Source organism: Bradyrhizobium sp. MI1.10 (genome assembly GCF_055811035.1).
This window is the reverse complement of the sequence record NZ_JBVVPN010000002.1, coordinates 62,247-81,020: the sequence shown is the minus strand read 5'-3', so window position 1 is coordinate 81,020 and position 18,774 is coordinate 62,247. Positions and strand designations below refer to the sequence as shown.

The following is an 18,774-nucleotide window of genomic DNA, read 5'->3' as shown; positions in this document are numbered from 1 at the left end:
TCGGGTTGAGCGCGTGGCGACACATCGGTTGCTATGCAAGCTCGGCCGACGGCTGTCCCACCAAAGCAGCAATCGCCGAAATCGAGTCCAGGCGCGTCAAATCGAAGCCGATGTCGGAGAAGTTGATCCCGTGGTCGGTCTCAATGCTCATGATCAGCTCGACCGCGTCGAGCGAATCGAGGCGGCCGCTGGTGAACAGCAGATCGTCGTCACCTAGCGGCGCGCTGTCGCCCTTCATCAGCAGCCGCTGCACGATGTAGCGTCGCATCTGCGATCTGACTTCAGGGCCGGCTTTCGTGGTCATGTCGAGACTCCCAGGAGATAGAACAGGAATTCGGCGCGTTGCCCGAGCGAATGCTCGCGGTCGAGCGGCGCATCGAAGATGTGAATGAGACAAAAGAAGCTCGACACCCACAGGCAAGGCAGCAAGCGGCCACGCAGCCATCCTCGCGGCGCCTGTTGTGGGGCGCGGCGCATCTGCGAGAGCCCGACGCTGACGGCCAGGACAAACGTGTAGAACGCGTGGGATTGCTGACCGACCACGGCCCGCCAAAGGCCCATTTCGCCGACGAAATGAATATCGCGAATGAAGTGAAACAGCAGGTTGCCGACACAGGCCGCGGCAAAGGTGGCGAAGAACATGCGAAGCCGGCGATGGCCGCGGAGGCAGCGAACAAAGGTGGGGTAGAAGAAGTGATCGACGAGCAGTTCCTTGTAGTAGAAGTAGTAGCGGTTCCAGAATTCCGCGAGCGTCGTTGACTCCAGAGGCCGGTAGGTGTTGCGCAGCAGGCGAAAGCCGGCAAGCCGCGCCGTGGCGATGATGACGCCGCCGAACACGGTCATGCTCAGCAGGTCCTCGACGAAGAAGCTGACGAGGCTCGCCCATCCGACGAAACGCGACCAGGGATGGCCCGCGAGATATTGCGGCAGGTTGTCGTCGAACATTGGAAGCCGCAAACGCCCGTGGACGAGCTCGACGAGACAGATCCTGATGATGGCGAGCACAAGGATCCAGACCGCAAGCTTGAAGCCCTTGAGCTGCGTCACCGCAAGCTCTTCGGGTGTCTTGGCCTCGAAGCGGTCGAGATACGACAGCCCCTTCCCGAACGGCGTCAGCGACGATCCCCAGAAGGGGTGGGAAACGCTCAGATGCCGCCACACCGGAGATCGCTTCCTGCCCGCATCGGCCAGACCATAGGCAAGAAACCACAAATAGGGCTGGAACGTCATCAGAAATGACCACAGCAGAACGCGCGGCAGGCCGGCCATCATCGTGGCCTGTGTCAGCGCGACGAGTGCCAGGAACGCCAGCAACAGGCTGAGCGTCGGGCGGCGGAAGACCACCGTCCCTGCGCCCTGCATGATCAGCAACCCCGCGAACAGCGCAAACACGACGGCCACCATGACCGCTTCCAGCAGCGGCTGATGGATCCGGTCGCCAACGCCTTCGTCGATCGCCAGCCGTTCGAGAAGACCTCGGTCGATCAGGAAGCCGCTGCGATAGAGCAGCAGCAAGGTTGCGAGCAGGATCAGGACGCGCCGGTACCGGCCGGCATAGGCGCACACCAGCGCGAATCCCGCCGCTGAAAAATCGATACCTATCTGCCGAAACAAAACCACGAGCAGTCCGACCGCGCAGCAGAGCAGCACGCGGCCACCGATGTCCTGGACCCCCGCCACGAGCCTCGGGTTCCGATCGATCTTCGGGATCAACCGCCACGACGGCTTCCCATGAGGACCCGACGGCGCGTAGCCGTAGGACTGGCTTTCAACACTCATCGGACAACGCGCGCGATCACGACGAGCTGTTGCATCTATGAGGCCCTTGCAACAGCTTCGCCAAGCAGTGACACCACGGAGCGCCGGTCCGCCTTGCCATTGGCGTTGATGGGAATGTCTTCCATCCAGATGAATCGGCCCGGCACCATGTAGGCGGGAAGGTGCGCCGCGCAGTGCTGGCGCAGATCGCTTTCCGCCATTCTTGCACCCGAATACGCGGCCAGCAGCCGACTGGCACCACTGGCGTCGCGCTGCACCACGGCAAGCGCACGGGTTATTCCCCTGCACGCCATCAGCGCGTGGTCGATCTCCTCCAGCTCGACCCGATACCCCCGAAGCTTGACCTGATTATCCGCGCGACCGCGGAAGCGCAGGACGCCGGTTTCAACGTCGGCCTCCACGAGGTCGCCGCTCCGATAGAGGATCGACCGATAGCCGTCGATTAGAGGGTCCTGACAGAAACGGCGGGCCGTCTCTTGCGGGTTGTTGATGTAGCCGAGCCCTACCCCAGGGCCTCCCAGCCACAACTCGCCGGCGGTGCCCCCGGGCACCGGCTTCATCTCTTCGTCCAGAATCCGGTAGCTGAAATTGGGATTGAGCCGTCCCAGAGGAGCCAGCCCGTCCGTGGTCTCGAAAACGGATTCGACGATCTCGAAACCACTGCAAATACAGCTCGTCTCGGTCGGCCCGTAGCAATTGATCAGCTTCGCCTTGCCGGCAAACGCGTCGTGGAACCGACGAAGCCGGGCCAGCGGAAACCCCTCACCGCCGAACATGAACCGGCTGATGCTCGGCAGCCAATCCGGGCTCAGAAGGTGCATGGAGTCCAGGAACATGAAGAGGGTAGGCACGGCGAAGAAGAACGTGCACTGATGCTTGGTGATCTCCGACACCAGCTCTGCGGGGGGCCGCCCCTTCAGCGCGTCCAGCGCGACAACCGCCGCTCCGTTCAGCAAGCCGGCATAGATGTCGAAGACCGAATTGTCGAAATAGATCGGGTTGACATTCGTCAGCCGGTCACCGGGTCCAATTCCAAGATCGTTCTTCGCCCAGGCGACCAGGTGAAGCACCCCTTGATGGGGGATGACCGCGCCCTTCGGTTCGCCCGTCGATCCCGAGGTGAACATGACATAGGCCGGATCGGCCCCGGTGATCAAGGACGTCAGCGACAGATTGTCGTCTTCAAGCTGCGACAGGGCATGATGCAAGGCAGCCCGGGCACTTGCATCGCCGATCAATGTCCGCGGTCCAGCACCCTCGCGCACGCTGACGATCAGCGCGGGCCGGCATCGCTCCAGCATCAGCCGGGCACGTTCCTCCGGGGCCGCGGGATCGAGGAACGCATAGGGTGCTCCGATCTTGATGCAGGCGATCGCGAGCGCATAGGCCTCGGCGATTTTCGGCAATTCAAGGCACACCACGGCGCCCTTGTTGACGCCCCGCGATGTCAACCAGCGCGCCGACCGGTTTGCCAACTGGTTGAGCTCCGAAAAGGCAAAGCTATCGCCTTCGCAGTACAGGGCGACGGCGTCCGGCGAGGACGCAACGACCTCTTCGAAATGCAGCGCCAGATTATGGGCGGTCATACCGACGCCTCGATCATTTCATTGTCGCCGGGATCGCCCGGCGCGTTCGACGAGGCCTGCACGATCTCGGCAAAATCTCGCTGGTTGAGCGCGATCACGGCCGCGGGCAATTTCGCCTCCGGAAACTGGGCCTGCAACACGCCCCCGAACTCCATGCCGAGATGCTGAAGGAACGCGGCGGCCATCGGATCGGTCGCCAGCGGCCTGCCCTCACTTGCTCCCTGGTTCATATCGGGCACGAGGCTGCTGTTCTCGCTGCCAGCTGAAGCAGCTTCGCGATCGACACGCAGCACCACGTCATAGCGATAGCGGGTCAGCTCGTAGCTTGATCCGCGCTTGAGCAGGATTTCCGTACCCGATATCCGCGGGATGGATCGGGAAATGCCCTGAAAATAGTGGGGATGGATCACCAACTCGCGCTCCTGGGCGATCGACAGGAAGATCTTTCGCGCGAGTGCGGCATCGGTGGCACTCGAAACTTTCGCGGATTGAACTTCGCGATGGAACACCGGCAGGAGCTCGAGGTTACGAACGTCGCCGACGAAGATGTGCCCCCCAGGAGCCACCAGGCCCGCGGCTTGCTCCAAGACTGCGTGCAGGTATTCGATGCCGGGAAAGTATTGCACGACCGAGTTGAGCACCACTGCATCGAACGAATTCAGCGACAAGCCGCTCAAATCGGTGGCTTCCCGCTCGAGAAATTCGACATGCCGAAGCTCGGGCTTCGACTGTGCGAACGCACGCAGCCGCTGAACCGCTACCGGCGAGAGGTCGGTGCCGCAATATACGTCACAGCCGGGCGCGAGCTTTTCGACGAGCAAGCCGACGCCGCATCCGATCTCCAATACCCGCCTTGCACCAAGAGCACGAATTTGCAGGACCGTATGATCCAGCCAATCGACCATGTCGGGTTCGGGAATGGGCCTGTTGGTGAAGTTGCTGGTCCAACCGACGAATGACGGCACAACACCATCGGCATCATGGCGATACGCTTGATCGAAAGCGCGACGCCATTGCGCAACTCTGCGATCTGTCTCGGCCTGAAGACGCTTCGCCTTGCCGGCGCTCAGATGATCGGGGTCAATTGCGATGAAAGCGACCTCGGACTGGCCGCCGTGGCCAGGCTCGGCGCTGAAGAAAGCATCCGCCACGCCCGGATGCGCCATCAATGCCCGTTCAATCTCGTTCACAGGCCGTGCAGGCAATGGAAACCTCCCTCGTGCGGGCGGCAAGCAGCGAACCCCTGAACATACCGAGAGCGCGCCTCGCGCGGAGCATCTCCACGCGTGCTGCGGAACTCGCTAAAATGCCGCCGACAATCTCGCGTATTTCTAGAGCTCGGCCGGTTAAGCAACCTTAAATGTGGCGCACGCGTAGGATGCACATTTTCGGGCGGCTTACGCTCTCGGCATCGATGGATGGCTCTGATGACCGGATTGTTGCAGTTCCACGTCTCGTTGGCCCTTCAGATGATGCGGCGGCCCCGGCACGCACGCAAAGAAAGACCCCGCAGGCCTGCGCCGCGGGGTCTTTGTTCAGCAATGTGTACCTCAGTGCGCCAGGATCGCCAGCAGCAGCAAGGCAACGATGTTCGTGATCTTGATCATCGGGTTCACCGCCGGGCCGGCCGTGTCCTTGTAGGGATCGCCGACGGTGTCGCCGGTCACGGCCGCCTTGTGGGCGTCACTGCCCTTGCCGCCGAAATGACCGTCCTCGATGTACTTCTTGGCGTTGTCCCAGGCGCCGCCGCCCGAGGTCATGGAGATCGCGACGAACAGGCCCGTCACGATCACGCCGAGCAGCATCGCGCCCACGGCCGAGAACGCCGCCGACTTGCCGGCCGCCCCGCCCCCCGCGATCGCATAGATCACGAAGTAGACGAAGATCGGTGACAGCACCGGAAGCAGCGAGGGGATGATCATTTCCTTGATCGCCGCCTTGGTCAAAAGGTCGACCGCCTTGCCGTAATCCGGCTTGTCGGTGCCTTGCATAATGCCCGGCTTCTCGCGGAATTGTCGGCGGACCTCCTCGACGATCGCGCTCGCCGCGCGGCCCACGGCGGTCATGCCCATCGCGCCGAACAGATACGGCAAGAGCCCGCCGAACAACAGGCCCACCACGACGTAGGGGTTGTTGAGCGAGAAGTCCGGTTTGACGCCGGCGAAGTAGGCGTGGTGCGCGGAGTCCGCAATGAAGAACTTGAGATCCTCGTTGTAGGCCGCGAACAGCACCAGGGCGCCGAGACCGGCGGAGCCGATCGCGTAGCCCTTGGTCACCGCCTTGGTGGTGTTGCCGACCGCGTCGAGCGCGTCGGTCGATTTGCGAACCTCCTTCGGCAGGCCTGCCATCTCGGCAATGCCGCCGGCGTTGTCGGTGACCGGACCGAACGCGTCGAGCGCGACGACCATGCCGGCGAGCGCCAGCATCGTGGCGGTCGCGATCGCGATGCCGAACAGGCCGGCGAGGCTGTGGGTGACCAGGATGCCGGCGATGATCACGAGCGCGGGTAGCGCGGTCGATTCCATCGAGATGGCGAGGCCCTGGATCACGTTGGTGCCGTGGCCGGTCACGGAGGCCTGGGCGATCGACTTCACCGGACGATAGTCGGTGCCGGTGTAGTATTCGGTGATCCAGATGATCAGCGCGGTCACGGCGAGGCCGACCACGCCGCACTCGAACAGCGCCATGCCGGTATAGTCGACGCCGGCGAGCTTGCCGAAGCCGATCAGGTAATAGATCACGCCGGCAATGCCGACCAGCGACAGGACGCCGGTTGCGATCAGGCCCTTGTAAAGCGCGCCCATGATCGACTGGCTCGGCCCGAGCTTCACGAAGAAGGTGCCGATGATCGAGGTGATGATGCAGATGCCGCCGATGGCGAGCGGCAGCGTCATCATGTCGGCGAGGATCGGCGTCTTGGCGAAGAAGATCGCCGCCAGGACCATGGTGGCGACCGCGGTCACCGCATAGGTTTCGAACAGGTCGGCGGCCATGCCGGCGCAGTCGCCGACATTGTCGCCGACGTTGTCGGCGATGGTGGCCGGGTTGCGCGGATCGTCCTCGGGAATGCCGGCCTCGACCTTTCCGACGAGGTCGCCGCCGACGTCCGCACCCTTGGTGAAGATGCCGCCGCCGAGACGGGCGAAGATCGAGATCAGCGAGGCGCCGAAGCCGAGCGCCACCATGGCGTCGATGACGACGCGGCTGTCAGGCGCAAGCTTCAGCGAATGGACCAGGAAGCCGAAATAGAGGGTCACGCCGAGCAGCGCGAGACCCGCCACCAGCATGCCGGTGATGGCGCCCGCCTTGAAGGCAAGCTCGAGACCACCCGCGAGCGACGTCGTCGCCGCCTGGGCGGTGCGCACATTGGCGCGGACCGAGACGTTCATGCCGATGAACCCGGCCGCCCCCGACAGGATCGCGCCGATGGCAAAACCGATCGCGACATAGAGCCCCAGGAAATAGGCAAGCAGCACGAAGATGACGATGCCGACCATTCCGATCGTGGTGTATTGACGCCGCAGGTAGGCCTGTGCGCCTTCGCGCACCGCTGCCGCGATTTCCTGCATGCGCGGAGACCCCGCATCCGCGCTCAACACCGAAGACGTCGCCCAGATCGCGTAGACGACGGAAAGCACTCCGCAGAGCACAATCAACCATAATGCTGTCATGTGATTTTTTGCCTCAGATCCTTGATGAACGTACCCCCAGCGCCTTTTGTTTTCCGTCGTGCGGTGCGGCGCCTTGATTTGAAAAAGGCCGCCCCTTGCCCGAAGGCGCGGCCTTAGTCGGTCACGACCTTGCCAAAATCAAATTGAGGGTGCAACGCCAGATAAGTCCGAAAAGCCGATCTCGGCAGGTATTTAGCCGGTCTTGGCAGCCCGGACGCCGGTTTGGAGCATTTCCTAGAAGTGGCTGTAGGACAGTCGCTTCAAGACCAGCTCCTGGCCCTGCCCGTCCAGGAAGCGCGGCCGCTCATGGCCCGCGACGATCGTGCCGATCGCCGTGACGGCAAGGCCTGCCGCCCGCCCCAAGGCAATCAGTGCGTCACCTTGCGCCGGCGGAACGGTGCACAGCACCTCGTAATCGTCACCCCCGGCCAGCAGCGTCTCGACGCCAACGACCTTGCCCGCGATCAGGGCGGCGGCTGCTGCCGAGAGCGGCACGCTGGTCACGTCGATCGTGGCCGAGACGCCTGACGCCGCACAGAGCTTGGTCAGATCTCCGGCCAGCCCGTCGGAGACATCCATCGCAGCCGTCGCATGCTCACGCACGCCTTGCGCGAGAGCATTGCGGGGCTGCGGCACGCGATAGCGCGAGATCAGAGTCTCGCGCGCGTGCGAATCGGAGGCCAGCGCATTCGCCACCGCGCCGCCCTTGAGCACATCGAGGCCAAGCGCGGCGTCGCCGATCGTTCCCGTCACCAGAATACGGTCGCCCGGTTGGGCGCCGGTGCGGCCGACCATCCGCCCCTGCGGCACGCGGCCAAAGGCGGTGATCGAGATCATCTGCGGCCCCGGCGTCGACACCGTGTCGCCGCCGAGCAGCGGACAGGCGAAGGCTTTCGCATCCTCGCCGAGCGCGTCCACGAACGGCCTGAGCCAGGCGTCTTCCTTGCTGCGCAGCGCCAGTGTCAGCACGAAGCCGGCCGGCGCGGCCCCCTTGGCAGCGAGATCGGACAGGTTCACCCGCAGCGCCTTGCGCGCGATGGTATCGGGCGGATCGGTGGCAAGATAATGCACGCCCTCCACCACCGCGTCGGTGGTGACGACGATATCGCTGCCGAGCGCCTGCAGGATGGCGGCATCGTCCACCAGCCCCAACGCGCCGGGATCAGTCGCCAGCGGCTTGAAATAGCGCGCGATGAGGGAGTCTTCGGCGGAGGGATTGTGCGGGCTGGTCATTAGCGTCCGCCACATACATCGCTGTCATCGCCCGGCTTGACCGGGCGATCCAGTACGCCGAGCCGCCTCTGCTCAAGCACCACCGCCGCGGCGTACTGGAGCACCCGCCTTCGCGGGTGATGACAGCGGAATATGGGGCAGCCACATCGCATCAAATCACCGCCCTGCGCCTCAATCTACCCCCGCCCGAACTCGTCACCGCGAAACTGGCGGCCGATCTGGTCGAGCACCGCGTTGACCATGCCGGTCTCCTCGCGGTCGACGAAGGCATTGGCGACGTCGACATATTCGGAGACGACGACGCGGCCCGGCACGTCCTTGCGGTGTTCCAATTCGTAGGCCCCTGCCCGCAGCACCGCGCGCAGGATCGCTTCGATGCGCTTCAACGGCCAGCCCTTCGACAGCGCCTCGTCGATCAGCGGATCGAGCTTCTTCTGGTCGCGCACGACGCCGGAGACGACGTCGCGGAAGAACGCCGCTTCCGCAGGGAGATATGTGTCGCCCTCGACCTCGTTGCCGAGCCAGTGGCTCTCGAACTCCGCAAAAATGTCGTTGATGCCGGCACCGCCGATATCCATCTGGTACAGCGCCTGGACGGCTGCGAGCCGCGCCGCACCGCGCCGATTCGCCTTCTTCTCCGTGCCAACCGGCGGCTTCTTGTTGTTATCGGCCATGATCAAGCCCGCGCCAGCCGGCGCTTTATGCGCAGCATCGCAATCGCGGCCCGCGCGGCGTCGCCGCCCTTGTTCAGCTCGCTGGCGCGCGCCCGCGCCCAGGCCTGCGCCTCGGTGTTGACGGTGAGGATGCCGTTGCCGAGCGGCAGCTTGCGCGCCACCGCCAGGTCCATCAGCGCGCGCGAGGATTCCTGCGAGACGATCTCGAAATGGATGGTGTCGCCACGGATCACGCAGCCGAGCGCGATCGCGGCGTCATACGGCTTGCCATTGGCGGCCGCGGAATCGATCGCGATGGCGATCGCCGCAGGAATCTCCAGTGCGCCGGGAACCGTGATGACGTCGTGGGTCAGACCGGCCGCCTTCAGCTCGGCCACCGCGCCTTCCAGCATCGCGTCCTGGAGATCGTCGTAGAACCGCGCCTCGACAATCAGCGCGCGCGCGCCGGAGATGTCGGTCTGGTCCTTCAGGGGTGCGCGCCGCGCGTCTGCCATTGCTCAATCCGTCTATTTTGGGTCGGCCGTTTTGTAGTCGCCGCAAGCCGGCAAGCCAAGTTTTAAACTGTCATTCCGGCGCGATGCGAAGCATCGAACCCGGAATCTCGAGATTCCGGGTCTGGTCCTGCGGACCATCCCGGAATGACGGCTACGCAGTCATTTCCGTCAGCCGCGCCGCATAGCGGGCCATCAGATCGACCTCGATATTGACCGCATTCCCCGCCTTCCAGCCGCCGATCGTCGTGACCGTCAGGGTGTGCGGGATGATCAGCACCGAAAAGCTCACGTCCTTCACCGTATTTACCGTCAGCGAGACGCCGTCGAGCGTGATCGAGCCCTTGGTCGCGATGAACCGCGCCAGCTCCCGCGTCGTGGAGAGCTCGAACCGCGCCATGTCGGGCAGGTCCTCGCGGCTCACGAGGGTCGCGATGCCATCGGCGTGGCCGGCGACAATATGCCCGCCAAGCTCGTCGCCGATCTTGAGCGCACGCTCGAGATTAAGCCTGGTGCCGACCCTCCAGTGCTTGGCGGTCGTCAGCGCCAGCGTCTCGGCCGCGGCATCGACGTCGAACCAGGTTCTTTGAGCAGAGTCTTTGCCGCCTTCGACGCCGGACGCAACCACCGTCAGGCAGACGCCGTTGCAGGCGATCGAGGCGCCGTCCGCAATGGTGGTCTGGTCGTAGCGACAGGCGATGCGCAGCCGGTGCAACTGGCCCTGCGCCGTCGGCGTAAAGCCGACGATCTCGCCGATATCGGTGACAATGCCGGTGAACATTACGCGCGCTCGTAGATGGTGAGAGTATCCTTGTCGAAGGTCTCGCTAGCATGAACCTTGTAGGCTTGCGACTGCGTGATTTTCGACAGGGGCAATGCAGCGAGCGCATCCACCCCGTCGACGCCCACCGCCTCCGCACCGCGGAACAGCCAGATCTCGTCAACGAGGTCGGCGGCGATAAAGGACGCCGCGACGCGGCTGCCGCCCTCGACCATCAGCCGCGTGATGCCCATCCCGGCCAATGCATGCAGCACCGCCGCAAGATCGAGTCCCGAGGCGTTGCCGGGCGGCACGCGGATCACCTGGGCGCCGGCAGCACCGAGCCGCGTGGCGGCCGCGGCCTCCGCCAGTTCAGAACCCACCACCCACAGCGGAATCTCGCGCGCGGAGCCCACGAGCTTGCTTGCGCCGGGAATGCGCAGGCTCTGATCGAGCACCACGCGCACCGGTGAGCGCGCTGCCATGCCCGGCAGGCGGCAGTCGAGTAGCGGATCGTCCGCCAGCACCGTGCCGATGCCGACCAGGATGGCGTCGCTCGAGGCGCGCAGGAGATGCACCCGGTTGCGCGCCGCCTCGCCGGTGATCGCGACCGGCTTGCCGCCGGCCGCGCCGATCTTGCCGTCGGGCGAGACCGCGAGCTTCAGGATCACATGCGGGCGGTGATCCCTGACGCGACGGAAATGCCCGGCATGATCGAGGGCGGCTTCGCGCGCGCACAGACCCACATCCACCGTGATGCCGGCCGCGCGTAACCGAGCATGGCCCTGACCGGCGACCTCCGGATTGGGATCCTCGATCGCGGCCACCACCCGCTTGATGCCGGCGGCGATCACTGCGTCGGCGCACGGTGGCGACTTGCCGAAATGCGAGCACGGCTCCAGCGTGACGTAGAGCGTGGCGCCGCGCGCGCCCTCGCCCGCGCGCCGCAGCGCTTCAGGCTCGCCATGCGGTCGTCCCCCTGGTTGGGTCCAGCCGCGGCCGACAATCACGCCGTCCTTGACGATGACGGCGCCGACGGCGGGATTGGGCCAGGTACGTCCCTGCCCGCGCCTGCCGAGCGCCAGCGCAAGCTCCATGAAGCGCCGGTCGGCATCCCTGGACTCGCGCGCCTTCTGCGCGAATTGATCCTCCAGGATGCGGAAGATCATTTGCGGATCGCGGCGAGCCGCGCTTCCTCCTCACCGGAGAGCTCACCGAGCACGTCGGCGAAATCCTTGGCTTCGCGGAAATTGCGGTAGACCGAGGCGAAGCGGACATAGGCGACGTCGTCGAGCGTGCGCAGATGCTCCATCACGGTCTCGCCGATCACTTCGGAGGAGATTTCGGCTTCGCCCCCGGTCTCGAGCTCGCGCACGATGGTGGAGACCATCTTCTCCACCCTTTCCGGCTCGACCTGCCGCTTGCGCAAGCTGATCGACACCGAGCGCATCAGCTTGTCGCGGTCGAACGGAACGCGGCGGCCGTTGCGCTTGATCACCGTGAGCTCGCGCAGCTGCACGCGCTCGAAGGTGGTGAAGCGGAAATTGCAGGCGACGCACACGCGCCGCCTGCGGATCACGGAAGAGTCCTCGGTCGGACGCGAGTCCTTCACCTGCGTATCGAGACTGTTGCAGTTCGGGCAGCGCATCCGTTGACCTTGACCGGTTTTCTTGAGCCTTACTGATAGATCGGGAAACGGTCGGTGAGCGCCTTGACCCGTTCCTTGATCGCGGCTTCCACCAGCGGCGCCTTGCCGTCGGAAGATTGCGCGATCGCGTTGAGGACTTCAGCGATCATGCTGGCGACCTGCTGGAATTCAGCGACGCCGAAACCGCGGGTGGTCGCCGCTGGCGTCCCCAGACGAATACCGGAGGTGACAAACGGCGACTCGGGGTCGAAAGGAATGCCGTTCTTGTTGCAGGTGATGGCGGCGCGAACCAGCGCCTTCTCCGAGGCGTTGCCCTTCAGGCCCTTCGGCCTGAGGTCGACGAGCATCAGATGGTTATCGGTGCCGCCTGAGACAATGTCGAACCCGTGGCTCTTCATCGCTTCGGCCAGCGCCTTGGCGTTCTCGACGACGTTCTTGGCATAGACCTTGAAGTCCGGCCGCAGCGCCTCGGCAAAGGCGACTGCCTTCGCCGCGATCACATGCATCAGGGGGCCGCCCTGCAGGCCCGGGAAGATCGCCGAGTTGAATTTCTTGGTCAGCGCCTCGTCATTCCACAGCATCAGGCCGCCGCGCGGACCGCGCAGCGATTTGTGGGTCGTGGTGGTGGTGATGTGCGCGTGAGGCACCGGCGAGGCATGCACGCCGCCGGCGACGAGACCAGCGAAGTGCGCCATGTCGACCAGCAGGTACGCGCCGACGCTGTCCGCGATCTCGCGGAAGCGCTTGAAGTCCCAGGCGCGCGAATAAGCCGAGCCGCCGGCCACGATCAGCTTCGGCTTGACCTCCTCCGCCTGCTTGGCGACCGCGTCCATGTCGATGATCTGGTCCTCGCGGCGCACGGTGTAGTGCGCGGCCTTGAACCACTTGCCACTCATGTTGACGGGGGAGCCGTGGGTGAGATGGCCGCCGGCCGCAAGATCGAGGCCCATGAAGGTGTCGCCGGGCTGGAGCAGCGCCAGAAACACCGCCTGGTTCATCTGGCTGCCGGAGTTCGGCTGCACGTTGGCAAAGTTGGCGCCGAACAGCTTCTTGGCGCGATCGATCGCAAGGTTCTCGGCGACGTCGACCCACTCACAACCGCCGTAGTAACGCGCGCCCGGATAGCCTTCCGCATATTTGTTGGTCATCACCGAACCCTGCGCTTCCAGCACGGCACGGCTGACGATGTTCTCGGAGGCGATCAGCTCGACCTCGTGACGCTGGCGGCCGAGCTCGCCCTTGATGGCGGCTGCGATTTCCGGGTCAGCCTGCTCGAGCGAGGCGGTGAAAAACGAATCGGGCGCGGAGGCGGTTTTGGCGAAGGTCATCTTGCGAATATCTCCACCGCCGCAGCCTTTTGGCGGGCTACGGGCGGGTCTGGTGTGGCGATCGGAAGCGGCGTGCGCGATCTACCACATTGCCCGCAACAGGCCAAGGGTTTGCGGGTCGGGCCTGTGATTTGTGCAAGATATGGTGGGATTGGAAATTTGGACGACCGGCCGGCATCCGGTCGTCCAATGCTCCCGAAAGGTCCGGGAAGGCCCGCTTTGGGCTCGAAACGCCGCGCGGTGCGACCGGCTTGACCGTCCGGCCGGCCTCTAAAGCCCGGTATACCCCGCCTTCACGGGGTCCACGCTGCCGTCGAGCTGCCGCAGATAGGTCAGGCCGCAAACCGTCAACCTGTGGGTGTCCTTCTCGCCGGCTTCCATCAACGTGTTGAGGTAGTTCGTCACCTTTTCCCGCGCCTCCGCGCTCGCCGCAGACGTGCGGTTGGCGAGCAGGTCATAGGTATGCATGATCCGGTCGATGGCAGCTTCCATGGCACCCTCTGGTTCTTGCCGCGTTTGGGAGTTGAGATCAGGCAACCGCTTTGGCCTCGGACTGCGCCTCGAACCTCACGATGGCCTTGTTGGCCAACCTGATCTTGTTGAATTCGCCGAGCTGGAGCAGCTTGATGACGATCTCGAGCAGGCGTTGGTCGGTGACGAGGGTGTCCCGGATCGCGCCGGAGCGGCGAAGATAGTTCGCGGCGATCGCGTAGGCCTCGCTCACGAGTTCCACGTTCATCACCCCAACGCCACGCTCGACCAGCATCGTCAGCCTCCGATCCGGAGGAGATAAGCATCGAACCGGGAACTCGTTCCCTGGTGTCGGGGAATTTTTTCGCAACCGCGAAATAAAAACGCACCGGTCCGGACACGGCCGGGCCGGCGCGCTTGGGGAAGCTCAGGCACGTTCGGGAGGCTTGCCGGTCTTGTTGTGGGCCGGCTTGGCCAAATCCCGTCGAAAGAGCTCAGAGACGATACAGGATCTGGTCGGTCCAGAACCGCTCGAGGCGGTGCAGCGACTTGTTCAGGGTCGAGAACTCCTCGCCCGAGATGCCGCCGACCTGCTCGACCGTCTTGACGTGCTTCTGGTAGAGCGAGTCGACGATGCGGCGGACTTCCTGGCCCTGCGGCGTCAGGCGGATGCGCACCGAGCGGCGATCAACGCGCGAGCGCTGATGGTCAAGGAAGCCGAGCTCGACGAGCTTCTTCAGATTGTAGGAGACGTTGGAGCCGAGGTAATAACCGCGCGTGCGCAGTTCGCCCGCGGTCAGCTCCTTGTCGCCGATGTTGTAGAGCAGCAGCGCCTGAACCGAGTTGATGTCCGCACGACCGCGGCGATCGAACTCGTCCTTGATGACGTCGAGCAGCCGGCGATGCAGCCGCTCCACCAGAGTCAAAGCTTCCAGATAGAGCGTCTGCACCGAACCCTGCTGGCCGGAGACGCGCTCTGCGGTATCTGCCGCAGTTGCGACGGCTTTCATCATGACACTTCCCCTGTTGTCGTTTTTATCGACACTCATTCGACGAAACTTGTGTCCCGTCTGATAGGTGCAACTTAAGGGGCTCGTTTGAAGATCGGCTTAAATAAGAGAATAAAGAGATCATGAATTTAAGACAGTGAATTGCGGATTAAGCCTGTGCCACAAGCACTTTTCGCAATAGTCTGTTGACTCTCGCAAGGTCCTGTTCACCCTCCGTCCGCCCCGATTGTCGCATTCCAGAACAGCCCCGCCCCGTTTCGAAACGGCCGCGTAAGAGCTGTGGCGGAACATGCTGGTTAGCGAAAACTTACGTCGAATTTTACGCAACCAACCGTCAACCAAGCGCGACATTCTCGTGTCCCGGACCAGCACAGCGAAGCGGCGCGCAGAGCCGGGGCACGAGAGTTTGCTATGGCGGCCGTTCGCGTGCGGCCATCCAGGCCAGTGCGAGATAGGCAGCCAGCATGAAGGTTTCGACCCCGACCACGACCAGGCTGCCGCCGTAGATGCCCGGGAACATCAGCTCGATCACCGCCATCGACACCACGGTCGTGAGCCACACCACCGCGCCCCAGGGTGTGGCGAGCCAGAGGCCAACCGCTGCAACGAGTTCGATCACAGCGAAGTAGATGGTCGAGGCCTGCCACGCCATCGACTGGTTCTCGAAGGCCTCGTCCTCGCCGCCGACGAAGCCCGTCACCTGCGCCCAATGATAGAGGCCCTTGAGGATCGAGAGCAGCGCCATCACCCGCAGGAACAGCACGAGCCGGCGCGTCCAGACATTGTCGTCGGATTCAGCCCGCTCCGACGAGATCGCCGCCACCGACATTGCGCTGTCTCTGGCATTGTCTCGAACGGCGTCCCTGGCACTGTCGCGGGCCGCATCGCGGGTGGAGATCTCGGACATGCCCCCTTCTGGCTGCTTTGCCCCGCAAAATCAATCGGCTGTGCCCAATCCGTTCTTTGCCTTGCGGCAGGTCAAGCCGCGGTGACGGGAACCATGCGAGCTGGTATAAGAATAATTCCAGCCGGAGGAAGAGTGATGGCGATCAAATACGGACGTCCGATCGAATTGCGCGAGGTCTCGCGCCGGGATGGCACTGGGGCCTCCCCTGCCCTCGATCTGACCGTCCGCCCGCGCCGCAACCGCAAGGCCGAATGGGCCCGGCGCATGGTGCGCGAGAACGTGCTCACGACCGACGATCTGATCTGGCCGCTGTTCCTGATCGACGGCAACAACAAGCGCGAGCAGATCGCCTCGATGCCGGGCGTCGAGCGTCTCAGCGTCGACCAGGCCGTGCGCGACGCCGAGCGCGCGATGAAGCTCACCATCCCCTGCCTCGCGCTGTTTCCCTATACCGAGCCGTCTCTGCGCGACGAGGAGGGCTCGGAAGCCACCAACCCGAACAATCTGGTCTGCCAGGCGGTCCGCGCGATCAAGAAGGAGTTTCCGGAGATCGGCATTCTCTGCGACGTCGCGCTCGATCCCTTCACCAGCCACGGCCATGACGGCCTGATCTCCGACGGCAAGATCCTGAACGACGAGACGGTCGCCGTGCTGGTGCGTCAGGCCCTGGTGCAGGCCGAAGCCGGCTGCGACATCATCGCGCCCTCCGACATGATGGACGGCCGCGTCGCCGCGATCCGCGAGGGCCTGGATCGCACCGGTCTGCTTGACGTGCAGATCATGGCCTATGCCGCAAAGTACGCCTCCGCCTTCTACGGCCCGTTCCGCGATGCCATCGGCTCGGCCAAGACGCTCACCGGCGACAAGCGCACCTACCAGATGGACAGCGCCAACACCGACGAGGCGTTGCGCGAGGTCGAGCTCGACATCGCCGAGGGCGCCGACATGGTGATGGTCAAGCCCGGCATGCCCTATCTCGACGTCGTCCGCCGCGTGAAGGACACGTTCGCGATGCCGACCTTCGCCTACCAAGTGTCCGGCGAATACGCGATGATCGCGGCCGCCGCCAACAACGGCTGGCTCGACGGCGACCGCGCCATGATGGAGAGCCTGCTCGCCTTCAAGCGCGCCGGCGCCGACGGCGTGCTGAGTTATTTCGCACCGAAGGCGGCGGAGAAGCTGCGGGCACAGGGGTAAGCCCCAATGTCGTCCCGGCGGAGGCCGGGCGCCCCTGTCTCTTATCGTCGTCCTGGCGAAAGCCAAGACCCATACCGCGTGATCTATCAAGAGCACGCGGTATCGACACCGGCGAACGTACCAACCTCCAGCCTTCGCCAAACTTCTCCCTGGGGTAATGGGTCCTGGCTTTCGCCAGGACGACACTGAGGGGTGTGGCGCCAGCTCCCGCTCTCCCGGCTACCGCCGCCCCCGAATCGCCGGAATATTTCGGCTTGTTAATGTCGGCACCCTTGGCGCGCGGACGACCTGTTCCCATGTCCTTCCACGGGAGTCCTGCCACGGGAGTTTCCCTCGGGAGAACGGTCATGTCGTATTCGGACTCGGGCAATGCCTGGCGCAATGACGGCGGGGCGCAGCCGCATGCCTATGATCCCTATCTGCACCCAGAACTGTTCCGCGGCGTTGCGACGCGGCGGGTGTTCGCCTTCCTGATCGACATGGTCGTGATCTCGGTGCCGGTGATCCTCGGCTACCTCTTCATCGCGGTGTTCGGCGTGGTTACGCTCGGCATCGGCTGGGCGCTGTTCTGGCTGGCTTGGCCTGCCTCCGTGATCTGGGCCATCGTCTATTACGGCGCCTGCATCGGCGGTCCGTCGTCCGCGACCATCGGCATGCGCGTGATGGATCTGGAGCTCCGCACCTGGTACGGCGCGCCCGGCTATTTCGTGCTCGGCGCCACCCACGCCGTGCTGTTCTGGGTGACCGTTTCGTTCCTGTCGCCCTTCGTGGTGCTGGTCGGGCTGTTCAACGGCCGCAGGCGCTTGCTGCAGGATTTCGTGCTGGGAACGGTCGTGATCAACAATTCCGTTCGTGCGCCGGTGCCTCAGGGCGCCAGAACCTACTGATCAAAGGACCTACTGATCAACCAACCCGGATCAAGAACCTATCAACCTGGACCCGCTATGCTGACCGATCTGACCTGCCGAGTAGACCGATTGACCGGGGGCTTTTGTAGCGCGATGCTGATGCACATTTTGGAGGCCCACGACGTCCCTTGACCCAGCACTCGCGCGACACCCCACAATTTTACCTCACGGCGCCGTCCCCCTGCCCCTATCTGCCGGGCCGACACGAGCGCAAGGTGTTTACGCACCTCGTAGGTGAGCGCGCCGGTGACCTCAACGACCTCCTGACCCATGGCGGCTTCCGTCGTAGCCAATCCATCGCCTACCGTCCGGCCTGCGACCAGTGTCGCGCCTGCGTCTCGGTCCGGGTGATCGCCAACGAGTTCCGCCCCTCCCGCAACTTCCGCAAGGTGATCGCGCGCAACGCCGACATCATCGGTGAGCAGCGCAGCGCGGTGCCGACCTCCGAGCAATATTCGGTGTTCCGCGCCTATCTCGATTCCCGTCACCGCCACGGCGGCATGGCCGACATGACCGTGCTCGACTATGCCATGATGGTCGAGGACAGCCATGTCGAGACCCGCATCATCGAGTACCGCAAGCGTGGTCCCGACAGCGGCATCACCGGCCGCGGCGAGGAGCTGATCGCGGTCGCGCTGACCGACGTGCTCAGCGACGGCCTGTCGATGGTCTATTCGTTCTTCGAGCCGGGCGAAGTCAGCCGCTCGATGGGCACCTTCATGATCCTCGACCACATCGCCCGCGCCCGCCGGCAAGGACTGCCTTACGTCTATCTCGGCTACTGGATCGAAGGCTCGAAGAAGATGGACTACAAGGCCCGCTTCCTGCCGCAGCAGCGCCTTGCACCGTCAGGCTGGCTGCGCATCGACGCGCAAGGCGACGCGGCATCCGAGCCGCAGGATTAGCTCTCCGTCGTGCCGCGAAATCGGGGCATCCAGTACGCCGCGGCTTCTCGGGTCAATCACAACCGTCTCTGGAATACTGGGTCGTCCGGTCGAGCCGGCCGACCACACCCGCGCAGTGTTGACCCCAACACCCTATCCGCCCGCCGCGTCAAGTTAAAAACCACCATGATTCCGGCAACCAACCACGCGATCGCCCCCCCCCCCCC

The 18,774-nt window shown here is 64.2% G+C and carries 19 protein-coding genes; 3 read left to right on the top strand and 16 right to left on the bottom strand.

Annotation, left to right across the window (positions count from 1 at the left end; all coding sequences use genetic code 11):
* Positions 1-31: 31 nt before the first annotated feature.
* From AC0L3K_RS02465 to AC0L3K_RS02390, 16 genes are all read right to left on the bottom strand, one after another.
* The gene (locus tag AC0L3K_RS02465) at positions 32-304 is read right to left on the bottom strand and encodes an acyl carrier protein (protein WP_007603436.1); all 273 of its coding nucleotides are present in this window, start codon (positions 302-304) and stop codon (positions 32-34) included.
* Complete coding sequence (locus AC0L3K_RS02460; RefSeq protein WP_473365455.1) at positions 301-1,779, bottom strand: hypothetical protein; 1,479 nt, start codon at positions 1,777-1,779, stop codon at positions 301-303. The genes AC0L3K_RS02465 and AC0L3K_RS02460 overlap by 4 nt, the downstream gene beginning before the upstream one ends.
* 35 nt (positions 1,780-1,814) lie before the next feature.
* Positions 1,815-3,365: an amino acid adenylation domain-containing protein gene (locus AC0L3K_RS02455; protein WP_007603434.1), complete on the bottom strand. Its 1,551-nt coding sequence runs from the start codon at positions 3,363-3,365 to the stop codon at positions 1,815-1,817.
* Positions 3,362-4,570: a class I SAM-dependent methyltransferase gene (locus AC0L3K_RS02450; protein ID WP_246649478.1), complete on the bottom strand. Its 1,209-nt coding sequence runs from the start codon at positions 4,568-4,570 to the stop codon at positions 3,362-3,364. The genes AC0L3K_RS02455 and AC0L3K_RS02450 overlap by 4 nt, the downstream gene beginning before the upstream one ends.
* Before the next feature lie 345 nt (positions 4,571-4,915).
* Positions 4,916-7,036, bottom strand: coding sequence for a sodium-translocating pyrophosphatase (locus AC0L3K_RS02445; protein WP_219685265.1), 2,121 nt, complete (start codon positions 7,034-7,036; stop codon positions 4,916-4,918).
* Positions 7,037-7,270: 234 nt separating this feature from the next.
* Entirely contained in the window at positions 7,271-8,269 is a 999-nt protein-coding gene (gene thiL, locus AC0L3K_RS02440; RefSeq protein ID WP_007603431.1) for a thiamine-phosphate kinase, read from the bottom strand.
* 176 nt (positions 8,270-8,445) lie between these two features.
* Positions 8,446-8,943, bottom strand: coding sequence for a transcription antitermination factor NusB (nusB, locus tag AC0L3K_RS02435; protein ID WP_007603430.1), 498 nt, complete (start codon positions 8,941-8,943; stop codon positions 8,446-8,448).
* Between the two features lie 2 nt (positions 8,944-8,945).
* Complete coding sequence (gene ribH, locus AC0L3K_RS02430; protein WP_219685266.1) at positions 8,946-9,437, bottom strand: 6,7-dimethyl-8-ribityllumazine synthase; 492 nt, start codon at positions 9,435-9,437, stop codon at positions 8,946-8,948.
* Between the two features lie 151 nt (positions 9,438-9,588).
* Entirely contained in the window at positions 9,589-10,215 is a 627-nt protein-coding gene (locus tag AC0L3K_RS02425) for a riboflavin synthase (protein WP_007603428.1), read from the bottom strand.
* Complete coding sequence (ribD, locus tag AC0L3K_RS02420; RefSeq protein ID WP_007603427.1) at positions 10,215-11,363, bottom strand: bifunctional diaminohydroxyphosphoribosylaminopyrimidine deaminase/5-amino-6-(5-phosphoribosylamino)uracil reductase RibD; 1,149 nt, start codon at positions 11,361-11,363, stop codon at positions 10,215-10,217. The genes AC0L3K_RS02425 and ribD overlap by 1 nt, the downstream gene beginning before the upstream one ends.
* A complete protein-coding gene (gene nrdR, locus AC0L3K_RS02415) occupies positions 11,360-11,842 on the bottom strand; it encodes a transcriptional regulator NrdR (RefSeq protein WP_007603426.1) in 483 nt (160 codons plus the stop codon). Before nrdR ends, ribD begins: the two co-directional genes overlap by 4 nt.
* Before the next feature lie 29 nt (positions 11,843-11,871).
* The gene (gene glyA / locus AC0L3K_RS02410) at positions 11,872-13,170 is read right to left on the bottom strand and encodes a serine hydroxymethyltransferase (RefSeq protein WP_007603425.1); all 1,299 of its coding nucleotides are present in this window, start codon (positions 13,168-13,170) and stop codon (positions 11,872-11,874) included.
* Positions 13,171-13,440: 270 nt separating this feature from the next.
* The gene (locus AC0L3K_RS02405; protein ID WP_007603423.1) at positions 13,441-13,662 is read right to left on the bottom strand and encodes a hypothetical protein; all 222 of its coding nucleotides are present in this window, start codon (positions 13,660-13,662) and stop codon (positions 13,441-13,443) included.
* 37 nt (positions 13,663-13,699) lie between these two features.
* Positions 13,700-13,936, bottom strand: coding sequence for a hypothetical protein (locus AC0L3K_RS02400; RefSeq protein ID WP_007603422.1), 237 nt, complete (start codon positions 13,934-13,936; stop codon positions 13,700-13,702).
* A gap of 199 nt (positions 13,937-14,135) precedes the next feature.
* Entirely contained in the window at positions 14,136-14,654 is a 519-nt protein-coding gene (gene ldtR, locus AC0L3K_RS02395) for a transcriptional regulator LdtR (RefSeq protein WP_007603420.1), read from the bottom strand.
* A gap of 406 nt (positions 14,655-15,060) precedes the next feature.
* A complete protein-coding gene (locus AC0L3K_RS02390; RefSeq protein WP_473365454.1) occupies positions 15,061-15,558 on the bottom strand; it encodes a DUF6163 family protein in 498 nt (165 codons plus the stop codon).
* A 135-nt stretch (positions 15,559-15,693) separates the two neighbouring features.
* Between AC0L3K_RS02390 and hemB the strand changes: the two genes are divergently transcribed.
* From hemB to AC0L3K_RS02375, 3 genes are all read left to right on the top strand, one after another.
* Positions 15,694-16,755 carry a porphobilinogen synthase gene (gene hemB / locus AC0L3K_RS02385; protein ID WP_007603418.1) on the top strand — a complete coding sequence of 354 codons (1,062 nt, stop codon included), beginning with the start codon at positions 15,694-15,696 and terminating at the stop codon, positions 16,753-16,755.
* A 347-nt stretch (positions 16,756-17,102) separates the two neighbouring features.
* On the top strand, positions 17,103-17,642 hold the full coding sequence (locus tag AC0L3K_RS02380; protein ID WP_007611123.1) for an RDD family protein: 540 nt from the start codon (positions 17,103-17,105) through the stop codon (positions 17,640-17,642).
* Positions 17,643-17,791: 149 nt separating this feature from the next.
* The gene (locus tag AC0L3K_RS02375) at positions 17,792-18,568 is read left to right on the top strand and encodes an arginyltransferase (RefSeq protein WP_007603416.1); all 777 of its coding nucleotides are present in this window, start codon (positions 17,792-17,794) and stop codon (positions 18,566-18,568) included.
* Positions 18,569-18,774 lie beyond the last annotated feature (206 nt).